Origin of the sequence: Pseudomonas fluorescens Q2-87, assembly GCF_000281895.1 — a bacterium.
GTDB classification, from domain to species: Bacteria; Pseudomonadota; Gammaproteobacteria; order Pseudomonadales; family Pseudomonadaceae; genus Aquipseudomonas; species Aquipseudomonas fluorescens_S.
Window position 1 is genome coordinate 6,165,089 of record NZ_CM001558.1, and the last position, 20,087, is coordinate 6,185,175.

Annotated in this window: 18 protein-coding genes and 1 tRNA gene; 7 read left to right on the forward strand and 12 right to left on the reverse strand. The window is 60.7% G+C overall.

All coding sequences use genetic code 11. The features are described from left to right. Positions 1-106: 106 nt before the first annotated feature. Complete coding sequence (gene oscA / locus PFLQ2_RS00820; RefSeq protein ID WP_003186967.1) at positions 107-289, reverse strand: sulfur starvation response protein OscA; 183 nt, start codon at positions 287-289, stop codon at positions 107-109. 485 nt (positions 290-774) lie between these two features. On the opposite strand from oscA, the gene PFLQ2_RS00815 reads away from it, so the two are divergent. Further along, complete coding sequence (locus PFLQ2_RS00815; RefSeq protein WP_003186969.1) at positions 775-1,158, forward strand: DUF6124 family protein; 384 nt, start codon at positions 775-777, stop codon at positions 1,156-1,158. A gap of 158 nt (positions 1,159-1,316) precedes the next feature. Here PFLQ2_RS00815 and dibA read toward each other — a convergent pair whose 3' ends face one another. Next, positions 1,317-3,218: a phosphodiesterase DibA gene (gene dibA, locus PFLQ2_RS00810; RefSeq protein ID WP_003186971.1), complete on the reverse strand. Its 1,902-nt coding sequence runs from the start codon at positions 3,216-3,218 to the stop codon at positions 1,317-1,319. 146 nt (positions 3,219-3,364) lie between these two features. Here dibA and desA point away from each other — a divergent pair, with 146 nt between their 5' ends. Beyond that, a complete protein-coding gene (gene desA, locus PFLQ2_RS00805) occupies positions 3,365-4,549 on the forward strand; it encodes a delta-9 fatty acid desaturase DesA (protein WP_003186972.1) in 1,185 nt (394 codons plus the stop codon). A 320-nt stretch (positions 4,550-4,869) separates the two neighbouring features. Further along, positions 4,870-5,859, forward strand: coding sequence for a GGDEF domain-containing protein (locus PFLQ2_RS00800; protein ID WP_003186973.1), 990 nt, complete (start codon positions 4,870-4,872; stop codon positions 5,857-5,859). Positions 5,860-5,989: 130 nt separating this feature from the next. Here the strand turns inward: PFLQ2_RS00800 and PFLQ2_RS00795 are convergent, their stop codons facing one another. From PFLQ2_RS00795 to gabD, 3 genes are all read right to left on the reverse strand, one after another. Next, the gene (locus tag PFLQ2_RS00795; RefSeq protein WP_003186975.1) at positions 5,990-7,207 is read right to left on the reverse strand and encodes an HDOD domain-containing protein; all 1,218 of its coding nucleotides are present in this window, start codon (positions 7,205-7,207) and stop codon (positions 5,990-5,992) included. A gap of 140 nt (positions 7,208-7,347) precedes the next feature. Then, a complete protein-coding gene (gene gabT / locus PFLQ2_RS00790; RefSeq protein WP_003186977.1) occupies positions 7,348-8,625 on the reverse strand; it encodes a 4-aminobutyrate--2-oxoglutarate transaminase in 1,278 nt (425 codons plus the stop codon). A gap of 172 nt (positions 8,626-8,797) precedes the next feature. Beyond that, entirely contained in the window at positions 8,798-10,240 is a 1,443-nt protein-coding gene (gabD, locus tag PFLQ2_RS00785; protein ID WP_003186978.1) for an NADP-dependent succinate-semialdehyde dehydrogenase, read from the reverse strand. Between the two features lie 349 nt (positions 10,241-10,589). Here gabD and PFLQ2_RS00780 point away from each other — a divergent pair. After that, a tRNA-Arg gene (locus PFLQ2_RS00780) sits at positions 10,590-10,666 on the forward strand. Between the two features lie 94 nt (positions 10,667-10,760). On the opposite strand, the gene PFLQ2_RS28295 is transcribed toward PFLQ2_RS00780, so the two are convergent. The 5 genes from PFLQ2_RS28295 to PFLQ2_RS00760 form a co-directional block, all read right to left on the reverse strand. Then, positions 10,761-11,285, reverse strand: coding sequence for a type II toxin-antitoxin system VapC family toxin (locus PFLQ2_RS28295; protein WP_033046350.1), 525 nt, complete (start codon positions 11,283-11,285; stop codon positions 10,761-10,763). A 1-nt stretch (position 11,286) separates the two neighbouring features. Beyond that, on the reverse strand, positions 11,287-12,021 hold the full coding sequence (locus PFLQ2_RS00775; RefSeq protein WP_003186980.1) for a hypothetical protein: 735 nt from the start codon (positions 12,019-12,021) through the stop codon (positions 11,287-11,289). A 135-nt stretch (positions 12,022-12,156) separates the two neighbouring features. Then, on the reverse strand, positions 12,157-12,774 hold the full coding sequence (locus PFLQ2_RS00770; protein WP_003186982.1) for a hypothetical protein: 618 nt from the start codon (positions 12,772-12,774) through the stop codon (positions 12,157-12,159). Further along, entirely contained in the window at positions 12,771-13,343 is a 573-nt protein-coding gene (locus tag PFLQ2_RS00765) for an RNA polymerase sigma factor (RefSeq protein ID WP_003186983.1), read from the reverse strand. The genes PFLQ2_RS00770 and PFLQ2_RS00765 overlap by 4 nt, the downstream gene beginning before the upstream one ends. A gap of 170 nt (positions 13,344-13,513) precedes the next feature. After that, on the reverse strand, positions 13,514-15,190 hold the full coding sequence (locus PFLQ2_RS00760; protein WP_003186985.1) for a vWA domain-containing protein: 1,677 nt from the start codon (positions 15,188-15,190) through the stop codon (positions 13,514-13,516). A gap of 236 nt (positions 15,191-15,426) precedes the next feature. Between PFLQ2_RS00760 and PFLQ2_RS00755 the strand changes: the two genes are divergently transcribed. Together PFLQ2_RS00755 and PFLQ2_RS00750 are read left to right on the forward strand one after the other, a co-directional pair. Continuing rightward, a complete protein-coding gene (locus tag PFLQ2_RS00755) occupies positions 15,427-15,990 on the forward strand; it encodes a hypothetical protein (protein WP_371261254.1) in 564 nt (187 codons plus the stop codon). A 16-nt stretch (positions 15,991-16,006) separates the two neighbouring features. Continuing rightward, positions 16,007-16,594, forward strand: a complete 588-nt coding sequence (locus tag PFLQ2_RS00750) for a hypothetical protein (RefSeq protein ID WP_003186988.1) — start codon at positions 16,007-16,009, stop codon at positions 16,592-16,594. Between the two features lie 158 nt (positions 16,595-16,752). Here the strand turns inward: PFLQ2_RS00750 and PFLQ2_RS00745 are convergent, their stop codons facing one another. Then, positions 16,753-17,754 carry a zinc-dependent alcohol dehydrogenase family protein gene (locus PFLQ2_RS00745; RefSeq protein ID WP_033046351.1) on the reverse strand — a complete coding sequence of 334 codons (1,002 nt, stop codon included), beginning with the start codon at positions 17,752-17,754 and terminating at the stop codon, positions 16,753-16,755. A gap of 107 nt (positions 17,755-17,861) precedes the next feature. Between PFLQ2_RS00745 and PFLQ2_RS00740 the strand changes: the two genes are divergently transcribed. Next, positions 17,862-18,740: a LysR family transcriptional regulator gene (locus tag PFLQ2_RS00740; RefSeq protein ID WP_003186991.1), complete on the forward strand. Its 879-nt coding sequence runs from the start codon at positions 17,862-17,864 to the stop codon at positions 18,738-18,740. 32 nt (positions 18,741-18,772) lie between these two features. Here PFLQ2_RS00740 and PFLQ2_RS00735 read toward each other — a convergent pair whose 3' ends face one another. Further along, the gene (locus tag PFLQ2_RS00735; RefSeq protein ID WP_003186992.1) at positions 18,773-20,086 is read right to left on the reverse strand and encodes an MFS transporter; all 1,314 of its coding nucleotides are present in this window, start codon (positions 20,084-20,086) and stop codon (positions 18,773-18,775) included. Position 20,087 lies beyond the last annotated feature (1 nt).

Sequence of the window (20,087 nt, forward strand, 5' to 3'; positions counted from 1 at the left end):
TTTAGTATGGCTTCGAAATCGTGTGCCCTGAAAACATCGCAGCCTTCGGCAGCGCCTAAACCAAGCTCCCCTTAGGCGCTGCCGAAGACTGCGATCTACTGCGTTTTCAAGACGGCTTATGGCTCGGTTGCTGCAGTCGGAATTTTTCCTTGCGTTCGATCTGGACCACCTGCGCGTTGTGCACGGTGATTTCCACGGCCCCAAAGCGCAGATCGCGCAATGCGCTCTGGATCTCGCGCAAGATGGTTGCTTCGTCCTGGCCGTCAACGCTACGTAGGGATGCGCTCATGCTGCTGCTCCTTTGAATGAATGCCTGGCAGTGGGCGGCACTGCTTGCGGCGTGGGAGCAATACTAGATAAAGCGGGATATTCTTAAAAAGACTATTTAAGAATTTTTATATAACTAAATCAGCGGTAGCGGAACAAAGTCCTACGGAAGGTGCTAACGCTGGGCTTTTCCTTGCCAATTCCTCGGATATTTCCTTCAAGACGCCGGGCTGTTCATGAACTAGGCACACTGGTTTTGCACCGTTAACCTTTGTTCGTCATCGCAAAAAACGATGACGCGGACGTGCAAGTCCGATCTCAGGTGCATTCGGTTATGGCTATTCGTCGAGCATTTTTCTATGCTCGCCGATCGTTATGGCGGCTGCGCGTGGGAGACCTTCGGGTCTGCCGGGTTCCTGAGACCGGTCTTGCACACCTACGTACAGCTGCCACCTTTTTTCGAAGTGCAATCGAGGGGTGTCGGTCCCAACTCTCAGGATCTTCACTATGTTCAAAGTAACTCCTAATCCGCCGCAAAACGGCCACAAATCCCGTGTCCAAGCGCAGGAAGAAAAAAAGCTCGATGACGCCGCCACCCGCGCCCTCGACTACTACCTCAACCCCAAGCCCGCCTCACCGCCAGAGCCCGACAAAAACCAGCTCTTTATCGTGTCCCCCCACATAGACACCGAAACCCTGCTCGCCAACGCCTCCGAAGACCTGCTATCCATCAGCATCATCGCCGCCGACCTGGCCGACGACGTCGACGAATCACGCCGCCGCGTAGCCCTGGCGATCAGTCGCATGGCCGATGGGGTGCAGTTGTTGGTCGAGCGGGCGTTGGATCATCTGGAGACAAAGGAGACGGTGACGCCTGGCGCCAAGGTGTAGCGCTTTGCATTGATGCAGGCTGAACCGGCGCCATCGCGAGCAAGCTCGCTCCCACAGGGTTCTGTGTCGAACCGAATCCCAAGTTCAACGCCAATCCACTGTGGGAGCGAGCTTGCTCGCGAAGGCAGAGTGTCAGTCAACATCAATGCCACTGACGATCAAGCAATGACTGGCGCGCAGTCCCAATCCAACTGCGCCGCCGCCACCGGCCGGCCAAACCAGTAGCCCTGCCCCAACTCACAAGCCTGTTCCAGTAAAAATGCCGCCTGTTCGCGCTGTTCAATGCCTTCGGCATGCACTTGCATACCCATGCTCCGGGCCAGGGCGATAATCACCCGGACAATCGCCGCGTCGTCCTCATCCCACGGCAACCCAGCAACAAACCCCTGATCGATCTTGAGCTTCTGCACTGGCAAGCGCTTAAGCCGCAACAGCGACGAATAGCCCGTGCCGAAATCGTCGATGGCCAGGCGCACACCCAACTCGCGCAGGCGGTGCATCTGTTCCAGCGCCACTTCCGGGTCTTCCATTACCGCGCTTTCGGTGACTTCCAGCTCCAGGCAAGCCGGGGCCAGGCCCGTGTCGTGCAACACCTTGGCAACCTGTTCGTACAGCTCTCGATGGGCAAACAACCGGCTCGATACGTTGACGGCGACGAACGACAACACCACGCCTGTCTGTTGCCACAAGCACATCTGCCGACAGGCCTGGTCCATGACCCAGGCATCGACTTGGGCAATCAGACCGGTACGCTCGGCGATGGGAATGAACTCCGCCGGCGACACCAGCCCTCGCGTGGGATGCTGCCAGCGCACTAGCGCCTCGACACCGATCAGGCGGCTGGTCGCCAAGTCGTGGACCGGTTGGTAGTGCACCCGCAGCTCCTGCTGTTCGAGGGCACGGCGCAGTTCGGTGGCGATCTCGACCCGCTGCTGAGCGTGAGCAGTCAGTTCTTCGGTGTACAGGGCATAGCCGTCGCGCCCGGCGCTCTTGGCCTTGAACAACGCCGAATCGGCATTGCGCAGCAGTTGCCCGGCGTTAAGGGCATCGCCAGGAAACAGGCTGATACCGACGCTGGCATTGATGAACAATGCGCGACCGTCGAAGCGCAGCGGCTCTTGCAACGCATCGAGGATGCGCCGGGCCAGTGCCGCCGCCTGCCCAGGCTGCGAGCAGTTTTCCACCAGCACCGCGAATTCGTCGCCTCCCAGCCGAGCCAGGGTGATGCCCGGCGCGAACAGCCCGCGAAACCGTTCGGCCACGCCTTTGAGCAATTCGTCGCCTACGTTGTGGCCCAGGCTGTCATTAATATTTTTGAAATGATCGAGGTCCACCAGCAGCAACGCGCAGCCGCGCTTGTGCAACTGCGCAGAAGCCAGGGCTTGTTCGGCGCGGTCAGAAAACAGCAGGCGGTTGGGCAAGCCGGTCAAGGGGTCGTGATGGGCCAGGTGCGCCAGTTCATGCTCGGAGTCCTTGATGGCGCTGATATCGGAAAACACGGCAACGTACTGGCTGACCTGACCGCTGTCATCGCGAATGACGCGGATCGTCTGCCATTGAGGGAAGATCTCACCGCTTTTGCGCCGGTTCCAGATCTCACCGCTCCATTCGCCACGGCTGCCCAGCGACGCGAACATGTCCCGGTAGAATTGCGCCCCGTGTCGGCCGGACTTGAACAGGTTGGGTCGCTGGCCCAGCACTTCGTCCCGCCCATAGCCGGTGATCGTCATGAAGGCGCGGTTGACGTGCACGATCAGGCCGTCGCGGTCCGTCACCAATACGCCTTCGCGGGTGCAATCGAAAACGGCGGCGGCCTGGCGCAGGCGCTCGCGATCGGCACCGTGATCGCCCCTGACGAAAAACCTGGCCTTGCGTGCCAGGAAGATCAGCAAGGCGCTGATCAGGACCCAGGCGTAACCGTTGATCAGCAGCCAGCGAAGCCGGTCGGCAGATTGATCGAAGAAACTGCTCGATAAATAACCAACAAGCTGTAACCAGACGACTGACAGCCCCAGATAAAGCAACGCTGCACGCATGGCATTGCGGTGATGAACAGTCATTCGGTCGTCCATGTCCTTACCCATTGGGGGGAATTATAGAGGAAGAAACATCCAGGCACTCTTATCTGAAAGGCCGACTGGTTTTATCTGTCGGGCCGGTGATAATGCAACGGCAGTTTTCATCTTTATCGAGGGCCCTACAGCCTATGTGGTACGAAGGTTTTCTTGGCTTGTCACCCTGGTCGCTGGTGGCAGTCACCCTGCTGATGACCCATGTCACGATCATTGGCGTCACGGTCTACCTGCACCGTTATTCGGCTCATCGCTCCCTGGAGCTCAACGCCGGCCTCAAGCATTTCTTCCGTTTCTGGTTGTGGCTGACCACGGCACAGAACACCCGCGAATGGACCGCCATCCACCGCAAGCACCACGCCAAATGCGAAACCGTCGACGATCCCCACAGCCCGGTCATCAAGGGCTTGTCCACCGTGTTGCGCAAGGGCGCCGAACTGTATCGCGCCGAGGCGGAAAACCCGGAAACCCTGCGCATCTACGGCAAGAACTGCCCCGATGACTGGATCGAGCGCAACCTCTACAGCCGCTTCCCGCTGCTGGGCGTAGCGATCATGGGCGTCATCGACCTGCTGCTGTTCGGCACCATCGGCATCACCATCTGGGCCATCCAGATGATGTGGATTCCGGTTTGGGCCGCTGGCGTGGTCAATGGGTTGGGCCATGCGGTGGGCTATCGCAACTTCGAATGCCGTGACGCGGCGACCAATCTGGTGCCGTGGGGCATCCTGATCGGTGGCGAAGAACTGCATAACAACCACCACACCTACCCCAACTCGGCCAAGCTGTCGGTTCGCAAATGGGAATTCGACCTGGGGTGGGCCTGGATCCAGGTGTTCAGCTTCCTGCGCCTGGCCAAGGTCCAGCGGGTCGCGCCGATTGCCCACCGGGTCGAAGGCAAGGGCCACCTGGACATGGACACGGCCATGGCGATCCTCAACAACCGCTTCCAGATCATGGCGCAGTATCGTCGGCTGGTTATCGCGCCGCTGGTCAAGCAGGAACTGGAAAAGGTCGATCACTCGGTACGCCACCAGTTCCACCGTGCCAAACGCCTGCTGTCGCGGGAAACCAGCCTGCTGGACGACCGCCACCATGTACGCATCCAGAACATGCTCGAACACAGCCAGGCGCTGAAGGTGATCTACGAAAAACGCCTGGCCCTGCAGCAGATCTGGGTCAAGACCAGCAGTAATGGTCACGACATGCTCGCCGCCATCAAGGAATGGGTCCACGAAGCCGAAGCCAGTGGCATCCAGTCCCTGCGCGATTTCGCTGACCAGCTCAAGACCTACTCGCTGCGGCCCGCCACTGCCTGACAGGGCAACGCCGTAGAAGGGCTTTTGTGGCGAGGGCGCGTGCTCCCGCCAGGCTGCCCAGCAGCCTTCAACCCGCTGGCCCAGAGCCTCAGGATCCATCGGATTTGTCCTGGGGCTGCTTCGCAGCCCAGCGGGAGCAAGCTCCCTCGCCACGGGGTTCAACCTTCAGTTTTGGACTGGCTAAATCCCCCGCCCTTCGTCGCCTGAAAAGGAACTTCGCCCCGAATCCCTTATCTCAAAGAGCACTTCGCCATCCAGGCGGGCTTTGGAGTAAGCGCGTGCGAACCAACAGCTGTGCACGCTCTTTGAGATTTGTGCCGATGGTCGACAAGAACCTGCAGGATTCATCCCTACCTCATTGGCCCGAGGCGGCTCAGACGCTCATGGCGTTGATGCACGCCCAAGGCGAAGTGGCGCGCCTGAGCGAGCGTGAGCAGCTGTTCAGCTCGTTGCTGGTCAGCGTCAACGCCGTGCTTTGGGCGTTCAATTGGGAAACCCGGCAAGTGCTCTATGTCAGCCCCGCCTACGAGCGCATCTTCGGTCGCCCCGCCGGGCTGGTGCTGGCGGACTTCAACGAATGGCGCGACGCAATCTATCCCGACGACCTGGAATACGCCGAACGAAGCCTGGCCGAAGTGCTGGTCAAAGGCGCCGTCGAGGACCGTGAGTACCGCATCATTGCCGCCGATGGCCAAGTTCGCTGGCTGAGCGATAAATGCTTCATCAACCGCAAGGACGAGCCGGGGCAACCGGTCATCGTGGTCGGGATCGCCGAGGACATCACCGAAAAGAAGCTGCTGGAAAGCGAACTGCAGCGACTGGCAACCACCGATGTGCTGACCCAAAGCAGCAATCGCCGCCATTTTTTCGAATGCGCCCACCGCGAGTTCGAACAGGCTCGGCTACAAGGGATTCCCATGGCGTTCCTGTTGCTGGACATCGATGATTTCAAGCTGATCAACGACACCTACGGTCACCAGGAAGGCGACACCGTGTTGCAGAAGATCGCCGAAAGCGGCCGGTCGGTGCTCAGGCGCGGCGATCTGTTCGGGCGCATCGGTGGTGAGGAATTCGCCGCCGTATTCCCCGGCTGTGCCCCAGACATGGCCTTGCAAGTGGCCGAGCGGTTGCAGCGGGAAATCCAGCGTCTGATGTTTCGCTGCGGCGAGAAGAGCTTCGGCATCACCGTCAGCCAGGGCTTGACCAGCATCACCGCCGAGGACCAAAGCCTCGACAGCTTGTTCGCCCGCGCCGACGCCGCCATGTACGAAGCCAAGCGCCAGGGTAAAAACCGCATAATCGCCGCCTGAAAGAAAGATCCCCGTCATAGATTGACTGTGACAAGCGGGCTTGCTCGCGAATGCGGTTTCCCAGTGAAGCAGATGTCGACTGATATGCCGATTCGCGAGCAAACCCGCTCCACAGAGGTAGGCGGTGCCCTTACTTGCGGCGCAACCGCATCAGCTCCGGCAAGCCGATCTTCAGCAGACGTGCCGTGCGACCACGGGCCAGTTCTTCCAGCCCTTCATGGGCCGGCAGATGCGCCATCTGCGCCGCCATGTTCATGACCAGCGCTTCACGGGAATAAACCCCGCCGCCAAGGCCATAGACCGCCGCGATCAATTCTCGCAGCTCCAACGGCAGGCGCCAGCGGGCACGTAACGCCGAGCCGAAACTGGCGCCGAACTTGTCCAGCGAATCCCCCACCTCCTGCGGCTCATCCAGTTCGCCACCGGCCTGTTTCCACTCCTCCAGGCAGCGCAACAGCGCCAGGTCGCCCAAGCGATGCAGCAGGCCGGCGCAATAGCAGCGCTCTTGCTCCAGATCCAGCAGCCGGGCCATCGTCCGGGCATATTCGGCGGTGTGCAGCGACAGTTCCCAATAGCGCTCGGCATAGTCCGCCAGGCTGGGGACGCTGAGCCGAGCACAACGTTTGAGGGTCAGGCCGAGGATCAGGTTCATGCTTTGCCCGGTACCGAGCTGATGCAGCGCCTGGGCCACGGTCTGGACAGCGCCGCCGCCCTGATGCTGGGCAGCACTGCTGGCCGCTGCGATCAGGACGGCGGTGATTTGCGGGTCGGTGCGGATCTCTTCTTCCAGCAGCTTCAGGTCCAGGCCGCCGGGGTTGAGGCTGCGTTTGACGGCAATTTGCACGTCGGTCATCAACGGCGCGCCTTCGGAGACATCGCGCCGCCGCTCCAGGAACGTGGCCAAGGTCAGGCCCGGTCCCGGGCTCGGCGCTTCGTTAGACGCTCGCTCACCGCCACCCAATAACAACCCCTGCAAACGCTGGATCAGGTTTTCCCGGCTCAGGGGTTTGGTCAAATATGCGGTCGGCGCCAGCGGCAAGATTTCGCGCACACTGGCGCTGTCGTTGCGCCGGCTCATCAGGATGAACGGCATCGGTGGGGTGCGATGCTGCTGGCGAAGGCCGCGCAGGATCGCCAGGCCATCGACACCTGGCAGTTCCCAATCGGCGATCACCAGGTCGTAAGGGTTGTTTGCCAGCAAATCCAAAGCCTGCTTGCCCTCGCCGCACGTATCCACCCGGGCATCACAACGCACAATCGACAACACCTGCTCAAGCAGCTCACAGGACGCCGGATCGGCCTCGGCGATCAACACGCGGGGTACAGCGGGTAAATCCACAGCAGCCATGCAGGACACTCCCTTGCGATACTTGCACCTTAGACCTTGCCGGCCGTTCCAGACAGCTCGAAATCCGCAGGGCAGCTTCGCGAATATGAAAAAACCCGCCAAAAGGCGGGTTTTTGTGGATCAGCGCACAGCCCAGGGGCTTAGAGCTCGGAGAAGCACTCTTCGATAATCGCCAGGCCCTTGTCCAGTTGCTCGTCCGGCGAGGTCAGCGGCACCAGCACCCGCAGAACGTTGCCGTAGGTGCCGCAGGACAGCAGGATCAGACCCTTGTCGCGAGCCTTGGCCACGACCTGGGCCACTGCTGCGGCGTTCGGCTTGTGGGAGTCACCGTTTTCGAACAGTTCGACGGCAATCATCGCGCCCAGGGCTCGAACTTCACCGATGACCGGGTACTTTTTCTGGATGGCCTTGAGGCCAGTCACCAAGCGCTCGCCTACAGCCTTGCAGCGATCCAGCAGATGCTCTTCTTCGAACACTTCCATCACCGCCAGCGCAGCCGCGCAAGCGATCGGGCTGCCCGCGTAGGTGCCGCCCAGGCCACCCGGAGCAATGGCATCCATGTATTCAGCCTTGCCGCAGACACCGGCCAACGGGAAGCCGCCGGCGATGGATTTGGCGAAGGTGGTCAGGTCCGCCGCAACGCCCATCTGCTCCATGGCGAAGAACGTGCCGGTACGGCCGGCGCCGGTCTGTACTTCGTCAGCGATCAGCAAGATGCCGTGCTGGTCGCACAGGGCGCGAAGGCGCTTCATGAATTCCTTGGGCGCCACATAGAAACCACCCTCGCCCTGTACCGGCTCGATGATGATTGCCGCGATGTCACGCGGTTCGGCGTCGTTCTTGAAGATGCGTTCAATGCTGGCAATGGAATCGTCGATGCTCACGCCGTGCAGTTCGTTCGGGTACAGCGCACGGAAGATACCGCCGGGCATCAGGCCCATGCCGGCCGAGTACGGCACGACTTTACCGGTCAGGCCCAGGGTCATCATGGTGCGACCGTGATAGGCACCAGTAAAGGCGATTACACCGGCACGGCCCGTAGCGGCGCGGGCGATCTTCACGGCGTTTTCCACCGCTTCGGAACCGGTGGTTACCAGCAGGGTTTTCTTGGCGAAGTCACCTGGTACCTTGGCGTTGATTTTTTCGCACAGTTCCACGTAGGGCTCGTAGGCCAGGACTTGGAAGCAGGTGTGGGTCAGCTTGTTCAGCTGTTCGGTCACGGCAGCGATGATTTTCGGGTGCACGTGGCCGGTGTTCAGCACGGCGATGCCGCCGGCGAAGTCGATGAATTCACGACCTTCAACGTCGGTTACCGTGGCGTTCTTCGCCGATTCGGCAAAGATCGGGTGGATCTGGCCGACACCGCGGGGTACGGCGGCTTCGCGGCGTTTCATCAGGGAAGCGTTGGTCTTGCTCATCAAATAGGTCCTCATTCGCAGCTCAGGGCGGCGTGGCGCAAGGAATACATGGCGGGGAGGCAACTGCGACAGCATGCGATGATCGACTGTCGCAGCGTTCCGGCCACAAGAAACAGAACGGTTGAAACACGCAAAGGGACAGCGCTCTCGTGCCCTTTGCGCTTGAAGCCAATCAGATACCCAGGCAGAGGTATTTGATTTCCAGGTAGTCCTCGATGCCGTACTTGGAGCCTTCACGGCCCAGGCCCGACGCCTTGATACCGCCAAACGGCGCGACTTCGTTGGAGATCAAACCGGTGTTGACGCCGACCATGCCGTATTCCAGGGCCTCGGCCACACGGAACACACGGCCCAGGTCGCGGGCATAAAAGTACGAGGCCAGGCCGAACTCGGTGTCGTTGGACATCGCGATCACTTCGGCTTCGTCTTTGAAGCGGAACAGCGGCGCCAGCGGGCCGAAGGTTTCTTCCTTCGCCACGGCAGCGTTCTTCGGCACGTTGGTCAGGATGGTCGGTTCGAAGAAGTTGCCTTCCATCGCCTTGCCGCCCGACAGGATGGTTGCGCCTTTGCTGACGGCATCCGCGATGTGTTCCTGCACCTTGGCGACCGCTTTCTCATCGATCAGGGGACCGGTGGTGGTGCCGTCATCCAGACCGTTGCCGATCTTGAGCTTGGCCACTGCGGCCTTGAGTTTTTCAGCGAACGCGTCGTACACCGAATCCTGGATGTACAGACGGTTGGCGCAGACGCAGGTCTGGCCATTGTTGCGGTATTTGGAAATGATCGCGCCTTCGACGGCCTTATCCAGGTCTGCGTCGTCGAACACGATGAACGGCGCGTTGCCGCCCAGTTCCAGGGAGACCTTCTTGATGTCCTTGGCGCATTCGGCCATCAGTTGACGACCGATTTCGGTCGAGCCGGTGAAAGACAGTTTGCGCACGATCGGGTTACTGGTCAGCTCTCCACCGATGTCGCCGGCGCTGCCGGTGACTACGCTCAGTACGCCTTGCGGAATGCCGGCACGGTGCGCCAATTCCACCAAGGCCAGGGCCGAGAATGGGGTTTGCGATGCAGGCTTGATGACCATGGTGCAGCCGGCAGCCAAGGCCGGACCGGCCTTGCGGGTGATCATCGCGGCCGGGAAGTTCCATGGGGTAATGGCCGCGGTCACGCCGATCGGCTGCTTGATCACGATCAGGCGCTTGTCGGGCTGGTGGCCGGGGATCACATCGCCGTAGATGCGCTTGGCTTCCTCAGCGAACCATTCGATGAACGACGCCGCATAAACGATTTCGCCCTTGGCTTCGGCCAGCGGCTTGCCCTGTTCCAGCGTCATCAGGCGACCGAGGTCGTCCTGGTTTTCGATCAGCAATTCGTACCAGCGGCGCAGCTTGTTGGCGCGCTCCTTGGCGGTCAGCGCACGCCAGGCCGGCAACGCCTTGTCGGCGGCTTCAATGGCCCGACGGGTTTCGGCAGCGCCCATTTTCGGTACCGTGCCCAATACTTCGCCCGTGGCCGGGTTGGTGACCTTGATCGTCTGACCATTGTCCGCATCGACCCAAGCGCCATCGATAAAGGCTTGCTGGCGGAACAATTGGGTGTCTTTAAGCTGCATGTCGGCTTTCCTTAACAGCACCGCGCGCACGCGGAGCGAATTAGAGTTGTAGAAAGGCGCCTCGAGGGCTGCCGTCAGGGAAATCATTCACCGGGCTGAAGCACAGAAATAACGCACATAAGCACAGACGTGCGGTTCAGCACCCAGACAAGAGCGTTTGAAATCTCAAACGAATCCTAGGGCCGATAGGGGTGAAGGACAATAGGCTGTTCGAAAAAAAGAACAAAAAAGCCCCATTTGCCCGTTTTTTCTGATCAGCGTAGCCGATACCCGCGCAACGCCTGGAAAACAACGGCAAATCAGCAGCATGGACGCCCGCCATGCATATGAGTATCATGACGCCCGCATTGCACCAGTAGCTCAGCTGGATAGAGTACTGCCCTCCGAAGGCAGGGGTCGTGGGTTCGAATCCCGCCTGGTGCACCACACATGGAAAATCAAAAGCCCCAGTCCTCACGGATTGGGGCTTTTTTTATGGAACTGTTTATTTCATAGGAACTTGTCCGCCTCCGGCAGACACTCAGTGGTCGAGATCGGCCTCGAGTTGTTCAGGAGCCGGCTCAATATCTCCTAAGGACTTCACCACAAGTCCGCATTTCTGAGCTTTGGAGTAAAGACCCACGTCATGAGTCCAGACCTCATCAGCGTTGGTTGCAAGGGCGGTCGCAATTATCTGGCGATCAAAACGTAACTTGGCTTTCGTTGCTGTCGGGTCAAGCACCTTCAGCTCGTTGTCATCTACCATACGAGCACATTCGACCGCAGCAATCTGATCGAACGATATGATTTCAAAACACGAAAAGCCGTTTATGACATCCAGATGGCTCTGGTGGAAATTCCGATCAATACCCACTAGATATTCAGCCAATGCAGGTGTTGGTATCAGCACCGTCCCACCTCTTGCGTCGACCATTTCGATTAGGGCCTCAGCCCTAGCCTCCGCCCTATCAACGTTATGTCCAGTGGCCGGATCAACCAAAACGATTCCGTCCTTTGCGTTTCCCAAGGCTTGGACGAGAACGTTGGTATCGAGAACTATGCGCACCTCATCCCCTTAGGTTCTGAATCGTTCCATGGGGATCATCCATCTCGCTCCAAGCGATACCACCCAATTCCTTGAGCTGGGTAACCGCACTACGCAAAGAGGTTTTTTCAAGCCTCTCGTAAGACTGAATGAACATTTTTCTCAGCCGCCAGCCACCATGCGGTCGACTTTCCCACTCACCCTTTCCATGAACGCGAACATACTTGAACAAGAGCTTGCCCAATTGCTCAGCCAATGCCGTATCGGCTTCACAAAGAAGAGTTTCGCCACCAGCACCCTCAAGCCGAACAGGAACCGTCTCGTCCTTTCCGCCAACGACATACAGCCGCCCCTGAACGCTCCCTTGCTTGATGACGACCATGGGAGGAGGAGCGGTCTTTGCTTTGGGGAATTGGAGAATGTTCGCATCTGCGGCTTGCAAGACACCGTCCACCCGATCTTGCTCCATTAACGCAGAGAGTTGCAGGTACGCCTTCCTTGCGCGCTTGGGACCAACTCCTTGAGCGGCTTCACGCACTCTGTTCAGGACGTGTGGGTACTTGTCGTCTTCCACCCAAGTATTCAGGCAAACACAACCTTCGGTGACAGAGTCGAAATGAACATTATCTTGCGAGCCGAAAAGCTCTGCGAGCTCGCACAGATAATCCGTCAAGCGAGCCATAGAGAGCTTGCTTGGGTCGGTTCCGTCGAGTTCGAGCATCAGCTTTTTCATGCTGGCGAGTATAGTTGCGCTCATGTAATCCTGCTATGCCCGCATTTGTAACGCCACTCCCGAATGTCGCCGCCTGGCCAGTGATTTTCCAGCCTTTGGATCAGTGGCGTTCCAATACCCAACCTTTATGTCCGAAGTTTCTATTTTGCGTTGGTTCGATCAACGTTTTTGCAACGCCTCCAACCGCGCCGGCAAGTCCTCTTTGGGGAAGCGCTGGTGCAGGATAAGCAGCTTTTCGTCAGCAGCCTTGGTCTGCCCCGCCTCACGCAAACGCAGGATTTCCATCAAGCCCTGCTCAAGCGATGGCGGTGCGGCGGGCGCGGATTTGCTCATTTTTGCCGCTGACTTCTCCGCCAGGGACTGCATCGGGCTTGCCGGGGCCCGGGCCAGTTCGCCTTGGGGTGCCATGCGGGTGGTCGGTGCGGGGGCGGGCATGGCCGGTGGCGGTGCAGCGGCAACGGCGGGCTCTTGCCGATCGGCGGAAAAATCCATCGAGGCGGGTGAGGACAGCTCCTCTGGGGGCACAGGTGAGCGCAGCACCAGGCCAATCATCAGCGCCACACCGGCGACCGTGGCGAATGCCATCTGCCAGCGCGGCCGTTGGCAGGCCTGGAGCCAGCGCCGCCACAAGCTTGGCACGGGCGCCGGGGCTTCGCGGTGGGCAGCGGCCAGGATGAAAGCGTCGAGGGAGGCTGGCGGCTCGCCGCTGGCGTGTTGGCGGAAATGCTCGACCAGCAATTCGTCGTTGGGGTCCGGGGTGTGTTGGGAATCGATCATGCGGGTACCTCCTCGGCCAACAGTCGATGCAATTTCTGTTGGGCGTAACGCAAGCGGCTCTTGACCGTCTCCAGCGGGGCGCCGGTCAGGGCGGCGATTTGCGGCAACTCCAGGTCGCCATGCAGGCGCAGCAGGAAGACTTCGCGCTGATCCTCGGGCAAGACCTGCAACGCAGCGTCCAAGCGAGCCTGATCGCGGCTCAGGCTCAACTGCTGCTCGGGGCTGGCGCTGTCGTCGGGCTGGACGTGAAGGCGCTCATCGTAACTGTCGTGCAACGGGTTGTGGACGCCGTGCTTGCGCCAATGGTCGATCAAGCGGTTGCGGGCAATCTGGAACAACCAGGTACGAAAACTCGCTCGGCCTTGTGGCTGGCTGGCGCTGCGGATCAGGCTGAGCCAGGTTTCCTGGAAGACTTCCTCGGCCAGCTCGGCCTTGTTGCTCAAGGCCACGAGAAAACGATAAAGCCCCAGCCGATGACGGGCGTACAGGACTTCGAAAGAAGCCCCGTCACCGTTGCGGTAGCGGGCCAGCAGCGATTCATCGCTGGGAGGATCAAGCGCAGCGGGCATGTCGGTGACGAGCTCCTTTCGATGTTGAACACGGTCTTGCCGATTGCAAAGGATTCTGTGGGAGCCGGGCTTGCTCGCGAAGGCGGCGTGTCAGACGAAACTTTCCTACCTGACACATCGCCTTCGCAGGCAAGCCAGCTCCCACATTTTTATCCTCGTCGTGGTCAGAATCAGCGTTTAGCCGCAGGCTGAAGACTCTGGGCAAGCTCCACCAACTGCACAAACTCCGCCCGCAACCCGAACGGATCATCACCGCGGGCCGAGCGTGCCAATTGCGCGGTGTCCTTCAAACTCATCGCGCCAGTGTAACGCCCATCGCCCTTGAGCTGCTGGGCGAAAGCCGCCACGGCAGCCGAGAAGCGCAAGTCATCGCTGGTCTTGCCTTCGCCCTGCGTGCTGGCGATAGGATGTTCGATCAATCGGCTACTGCCGCCCTCAGCGGGCTTGTAGCGTACGCGCAACATCGCCAATTCCCCCGCCTTGCCGTCCTGCTTCGGCGTGCTGGCGTAGCGCAGCGGCTCCAACCAGCCCTTCTCGCCCGCAGGGACAATTTCATACAATGCCGTCACCGTATGCCCGGCGCCGATTTCGCCCGCATCGACCTTGTCGTTGTTGAAATCCTCACGCTTGAGCGCGCGGTTCTCGTAACCCAACAGACGATACTCGCTGACCTGTGCGGGGTTGAATTCCACCTGCAATTTCACGTCCTGCGCCACCGTTGCCAGAGTAGAGCTGAGCTGGTCCACCAAAACCTTGCGCGCTTCGAGCAGGTTGTCGATGTAGGCATAGTTGCCGTTACCGGCATCGGCCAGTTGCTCCATCAGGTGTTCGTTGTAGTTATCCACGCCGAAGCCCAGCGTCGTCAGGGATACGCCGCTTTTGCGCTGGTCCACCGCCATCTGCTTGAGGCTGTCGAAATCACTGGTGCCGACGTTGAAGTCGCCGTCGGTGGCCAGCAGGATGCGGTTGATGCCTTTGTCGATAAAGCTCTCCCGGGCCATCTGATAAGCCAATTCGATACCCGACGCCCCAGCGGTGGAGCCTCCGGCATCGAGTTGGTCGATGGCGTTGCGGATCTTCACCTTGTCACGGCCCGAAGTGGGCTTGAGCACCACCCGGGATTCGCCGGCATAAACCACCAGGGATACGCGGTCCTGATCGCGCAATTGGTCCACCAGCAGTTTCAGCGTGCTCTTTACCAGTGGCAGGCCTTCGCGGCGGTCCATGGAGCCGGAAACGTCCACCAGGAATACCAGGTTGGCCGGGGCCAGGTCCGCCACGGCGCGGTCGCTCGCCTTGATGCCTATGCGCAACAAGCGGGTGTGGGGGTTCCACGGCGTCGGGGCCAGCTCGGTGGTCACGCCAAAGGGCGAGCCGTCAGTAGGTAGGGCGTAGTTGTACGAAAAGTAATTGACCATTTCCTCCAGCCTCACAGCCCCTTCGGGCGGCAGGCTGCCTTGAATGAGGAAACGGCGCACGTTGGCATAGCTGCCGGTATCGACATCTGCGCTGAAGGTGGAAACCGGCGTTTCGGCAACGCTATGGATGGGGTTGTCCGCCAGCTTGTCGTATAGCTCGCGCGATTCGGCACGGTCGTTCGCCGCAACAGCATCGTTCGCCACGCCAGGGGCGGGCATCGCGGCCGGCTTCAGGAGCATGCGCTTGGTCGTCGACTGGCGCACTTCGGCAATCTCGCCTTGCGGCACGACGCTGGGCGCCACCGCCAACGGTTCGGACGGCTCGGCAGCGTCCCGGGACGAAGACATTCCACAACCGGCCAGCGCCACCAGCAAAGTCACGGCGAAGCCCTGGGCAGCAGGACGCATAAAGGGAACTGGACGGAACATGGGCTGAACCTCGTGAATGAATGATTCGTACACAAGCTCAGACGTACCCTGTCCGGCGTTCGGGTTAACCCTCAGAGAATATTTTTGCGAAGGGATCAGGCAAGGCGCTGACTACCCACTTTTTTGCCTCAAGTTACCGCCACCGAGGTCGAGACACTAAAGTGCCATCAATCCTATAAGGACATTCCGTGTTCAAAACATTCCTCAAGGCCACCGCCTTCGTCGCCACTCTGTCGATGACCGGTTGCGTGTCCTACACCGTCACCGGCCCAGTGGGCGCACCGCAGCACCCGGCTCCCGTCAGCAGCCCGCGCACCGCCCAAATCGCCGATGTCGCCGTGACCGCACCTGATGTCAACGATGCCAATCGCACCGCCATCAGCCGCTCGCTGACGGCCCAGCTCAATCAGTACGTGCAGACCGGCGGTTACTTCAAGCAGGTCACCGAGTACCCGACCCGTCTGGGCGAGAACGACGTGCTGTTGAAGTTCAACATGACCTCGCTCAAAGGCCATCGCGGCGTGCATCCAGGCTATGTGCCTGGCGCACTGCTGACACTGACTCTCTGGATCTGGGTAAACGGCCCTATCAATGTCGACAGCTACGACGTCGCCGGGAACCTGACCATCGTCGACCGTGACGGCAAAGAACTGGCCGCAGCCAAGGAAGAGATCAAACTCGAGCGCAACGTAGGCCTGTACGGTCGCGAATATTGGGCCCCGACCATGGGCGCCAAGGAACTGAATCAGCTGGTGGCGCAACTTCTGGACAACGCTACCGCGCGCTTGGCGAAACAATAATTTTCAGGAGCAACACATGATGGGTTTCATCAAACACAGCCTGGTGCTTGCCGCCGTCCTGCTGACCGGTTGCGTGTCCTATTCGCAACATGAATTGCCCGACGTGAAGACCTGGCCGCCGGTCGCCGCCGCACCCACGGCAAAACCCAGCGCCTTCCTGCGCACGACCGCACAGAACCAGGTCAACAGTGGCCCAGCCGTTGCCGCCTCGGGCGCCCAGGCCACCGCGTGGGAAACGTCGGTGCTTGAGACCTTCCGCGACTCCGGACGCTTCGCCCGAGTCAGCACCGCCAAGGTCGACTCGGATATCTACGCCGAAGCCACCCTGCGCAACAACGAACAGTTCAGCATGGCCTCGGCCATCATCACCGGGGCGACCTTCTTCGTGATCCCGTCCACGAGCGAGAACACCTTTACCCTCGAAACGGTGTTCAAGGACAAGGATGGCAAGGAGCTGGGGCGCGTGCAGAAGAGTGAATCGGTTCGCACCTGGATGCACTTGGTGCTGATCTTTGGCATTCCGTTCCAGCAGGACACCCGCGACGTAGTGCAGGCGCTGACGCGCAGTACGCTGGATGAGGCGGTACAGCGGCAGTTGCTGTAACCGATTGCTCCCGCAACGGCGCAGGCATCGTGGCGAGGGACCTTGCTCCCGATTGAGTGCGAAGCACTCATATAAATGGGGTCTGCTGCGCAGCCCAGCGGGAGCAAGCTCCCTCGCCACGGGGTCATTCCAATCTTGGAGCGTATTGCGGCCGGGCTTTACTGAGCCTCAATTTCCACCACTGTTTTGCCTTTCCCCCGCCCCTCGGCTACCTGCGCAAAGGCCTCATTGACATCGCCCAGGCCAAACCGGGCTGGATCGACCTTGATCCGCAACGCTCCGGCTTCGACCAACGCCGCTGCCTCCCGCAAAATGTGGCCGTGGTGCTCGCGCCCCTTGCCGGTCAGCAGCGGCATCAAGGTGAACACTCCGGAATAGCTCGCTCCTCGAAACGACAGCGGCGCCAGACTGTGTTGCCCCCAGCCGAGGCAACTGAGCACATGGCCGGTGTAGGTTTTCACCGCGTTGAACGATGCATCCAGGGTCGGTCCACCGACGGTGTCGTAGACGATGTCGAAGCCCTCGCCATCGGTATGCAGGCGTACATAGCTTTCGACATCCTGGGTGCGGTAGTCGATGGGGGTTGCGCCCAGTTCGCGAATGAAGTCCAGACTGCTGGCCGAGCCGGTGGCGTAGACCTCGGCGCCACGGGCCTTGGCGATTTGCACGGCCATTTGGCCGACACCGCCCGCGCCGCCGTGGATCAACACTTGCTGGCCCTCCCGGACATTGGCACGGTCAACCAACCCTTCCCAAGCGGTGATGAAGACCAGTGGCAACGCCGCCGCTTCACGCATGCTCAATGCCTGGGGCTTGAGCGCAATCAGGCGGGCATCGACGACGATGTATTCAGCCAGGGCACCTTGGACGCCGCCGATTCCGCCAGCCATCCCGAATACCTCATCGCCAAGGGCGAAATCGTTCACACCTTCCCCCAGCTCGATCACTGTGCCGGCCAGGTCGATGCCCAGTACGGCGGGCAATGGCTGGCGGGCATGAGCACCGCCGCCCATCGCGATCTTGGTGTCCAGCGGGTTGATACCTACAGCATGAACCTTGATCGATACCTGCCCCTTGCCGGGCACGGGGCGAGGCATGTGGCGAACGGCCAGAGGGGCTTGGGCGGTTTCGGCAACGGCGGCGAGCATGGTGTTGTTCATGACGGTGAACCTCCAATGAGTGGGTGAGTTCATATTGCGGTCGCCGTTGCATTCCGATAAGTAAGCAACAATGAATAGAATTTATTCCACGAAGAGGCCAAATCCTTATGGATCTGTTCGAGGCAATGCAAATGTTCGTGCGGGTGGTGGAGCGCGGCTCGTTCTCGGCCGTCGCCAGGGAGCTGAACCTGGGCCAACCAGCGGTGAGCAAACAGATCCGCGCGTTGGAACAGTATCTGGGCGGAGCGTTGCTTGCCCGCAGCACCCGCCAGCTCTCGCTGACCGACCAGGGCCAGCGCTTCTACATCGAGAGCAAGGAAATACTCGCCAGCCTGGACAGCGCCCGACTCAGTTTCGCCAACGGGCAGGAACAGATCGCCGGGCCCCTGCGCGTGGCGGCGCCGGTAAGTTTCGGGAGGCTGTGCATCGCACCTTTGGTCGGCGAGTTCCTGGCGCGTCATCCGCAGGTGCGTATCGACCTGAGGCTGAGCGATCAAAACGAGGATGTGCTCAAGGAAAACATCGACCTCGCCATTCGCATCGGCGTGGTGAAGAGCGAAGGGCTGGTGGCCGTGTCACTCGGCGACAGCCCACGCCGCGTCTACGCCTCCCCCGCGTATCTGCAACAGCAGGGCACGCCCCTCGAACCCGCCGACCTGGCCCGCCATAACTGCTTGGCTTTCACGCTGCTGGAACACTACGACGTCTGGCGATTCGACCAGGATGGCAAACAGCACAGCGTGACGATTGGGGGCAACATAACCAGCAACAGCAGCGAGGCCATCCGGGAAATGGTGCTATCGGGGCTGGGTGTTTCGCTTTCCCCCCAGTGGTTGTTCGCCGCCGACATTCGCCAGGGAACCGTGTCGGAACTGCTTGCCGACTACCAGCCAATGCCGCTGCCCATCAGCGCGGTATTCAGCCACGACCGCCGCCGCTCGGCACGAACCCGCGCGTTTGTGGATTTTCTGCGGGAGCGGCTTTAAAGCCCGACTCGCAGGGCGCGCCTCAAGCAAGCTCAGGACTCACACACCAAGGACGACCGCGCCGACTTGGTGTCCCGCGCCGGAAAATACATCGCCGCCGCCATCCCAACGCCCCCCATCACAGCGCAATACCCCACGCACACCCACGGGCTCCACGGCACCAGCGCAATCAGCAACAACGGAGTCATGCTGGCCCACAGCGCGTAGGCGATGTTGTAGGTGAACGAGATGCCCGACACGCGGATTTTGGGTGGGAACAGGCTGACCATCACCGAAGGCACCGCGCCAACCACGCCGCAACCCAGGCCGGCCACGGCGTAGGCCAGGCCCAGCCAGGCGCCGCCACTGATCAGGCTGGCGTAGAGCACGCCGATGCCCAGGGGCAGTAACAGACTGTAGAGCATGACGGTGCGCCACGCGCCGATGCGGTCGACGACAAGGCCGGCCAGGACACAGCCGATGTTCAGGAAGACGATGCCCAGGCTGCTCAGGGCGAAGGTGTGGCCGGGGGTCATGCCGAAGCTCTTTTGCATCACGGTCGGGGTGATGACCACGAACACCACTACGGCGGAGGTCAGCACGCAAGTCAGGATGACGGCGGGGAGCAAGGCCTGCCGGTGGTCCCGCAGAACCGTGCGCAGCGGCAATTCCGCCGCGTCTTCGCGATTGGCTTGCAGGGCCACGAAGATTGGCGTTTCGCTCAGCCAGCGGCGCAGCCAGACGCCAAGCACGCCGAAGACACCGCCCAGCAGAAAAGGCAGGCGCCAGGCGTAATCGAGAATCTCCTGCGGCGTGTAGATCCGCGCCAGCGCCGTGGCAGTCAAGGCGCCCAGCAAGTAGCCGAACGTGAGGCCGGCCTGGAGGAAGCCCAGGGCGTAGCCGCGGTGATGCAGCGGCGCATGCTCGGCCACGAACACCCAGGCACTGGGCACTTCACCGCCCACCGCGGCGCCCTGCAGGATGCGCAACGCCAGCAACAGCAACGGGGCGAAATATCCGATTTGCGCGTAGGTCGGCATCACGCCGATGAGCAGGCATGGCAAGGCCATCATCAGGATGCTCAGGCTGAACACCCGTTTGCGCCCCAGGCGATCGGCAAAGTGCGCCATCAAGATGCCGCCCAGCGGCCGGGCCAGGTAACCCGTGGCGAAAATCCCGAAGCTTTGCAGCAAGCGCAGCCAATCAGGCATTTGCGGCGGGAAGAACAACTGGCTGAGGGTCAGCGCGAAGAATACGAAGACGATGAAGTCGTAGATCTCCAGCGCGCCGCCCAAGGCCGCGAGGCCCAGGGTCCTGTAGTCGGATCGGCTGAAGCGTTCGCCTGGTAGATGAGTGGTGGCAGTCATA

Coding starts and splice junctions, on each gene's coding strand:
- oscA (WP_003186967.1), bottom strand. CDS start 289: ATGAGCGCATCCCTACGTAGCGTTGACGGCCAGGACGAAGCAACCATC.
- PFLQ2_RS00815 (WP_003186969.1), top strand. CDS start 775: ATGTTCAAAGTAACTCCTAATCCGCCGCAAAACGGCCACAAATCCCGT.
- dibA (WP_003186971.1), bottom strand. CDS start 3,218: ATGACTGTTCATCACCGCAATGCCATGCGTGCAGCGTTGCTTTATCTG.
- desA (WP_003186972.1), top strand. CDS start 3,365: ATGTGGTACGAAGGTTTTCTTGGCTTGTCACCCTGGTCGCTGGTGGCA.
- PFLQ2_RS00800 (WP_003186973.1), top strand. CDS start 4,870: ATGGTCGACAAGAACCTGCAGGATTCATCCCTACCTCATTGGCCCGAG.
- PFLQ2_RS00795 (WP_003186975.1), bottom strand. CDS start 7,207: ATGGCTGCTGTGGATTTACCCGCTGTACCCCGCGTGTTGATCGCCGAG.
- gabT (WP_003186977.1), bottom strand. CDS start 8,625: ATGAGCAAGACCAACGCTTCCCTGATGAAACGCCGCGAAGCCGCCGTA.
- gabD (WP_003186978.1), bottom strand. CDS start 10,240: ATGCAGCTTAAAGACACCCAATTGTTCCGCCAGCAAGCCTTTATCGAT.
- PFLQ2_RS00775 (WP_003186980.1), bottom strand. CDS start 12,021: ATGAGCGCAACTATACTCGCCAGCATGAAAAAGCTGATGCTCGAACTC.
- PFLQ2_RS00770 (WP_003186982.1), bottom strand. CDS start 12,774: ATGATCGATTCCCAACACACCCCGGACCCCAACGACGAATTGCTGGTC.
- PFLQ2_RS00765 (WP_003186983.1), bottom strand. CDS start 13,343: ATGCCCGCTGCGCTTGATCCTCCCAGCGATGAATCGCTGCTGGCCCGC.
- PFLQ2_RS00760 (WP_003186985.1), bottom strand. CDS start 15,190: ATGTTCCGTCCAGTTCCCTTTATGCGTCCTGCTGCCCAGGGCTTCGCC.
- PFLQ2_RS00755 (WP_371261254.1), top strand. CDS start 15,427: ATGACCGGTTGCGTGTCCTACACCGTCACCGGCCCAGTGGGCGCACCG.
- PFLQ2_RS00750 (WP_003186988.1), top strand. CDS start 16,007: ATGATGGGTTTCATCAAACACAGCCTGGTGCTTGCCGCCGTCCTGCTG.
- PFLQ2_RS00745 (WP_033046351.1), bottom strand. CDS start 17,754: ATGAACAACACCATGCTCGCCGCCGTTGCCGAAACCGCCCAAGCCCCT.
- PFLQ2_RS00740 (WP_003186991.1), top strand. CDS start 17,862: ATGGATCTGTTCGAGGCAATGCAAATGTTCGTGCGGGTGGTGGAGCGC.
- PFLQ2_RS00735 (WP_003186992.1), bottom strand. CDS start 20,086: ATGACTGCCACCACTCATCTACCAGGCGAACGCTTCAGCCGATCCGAC.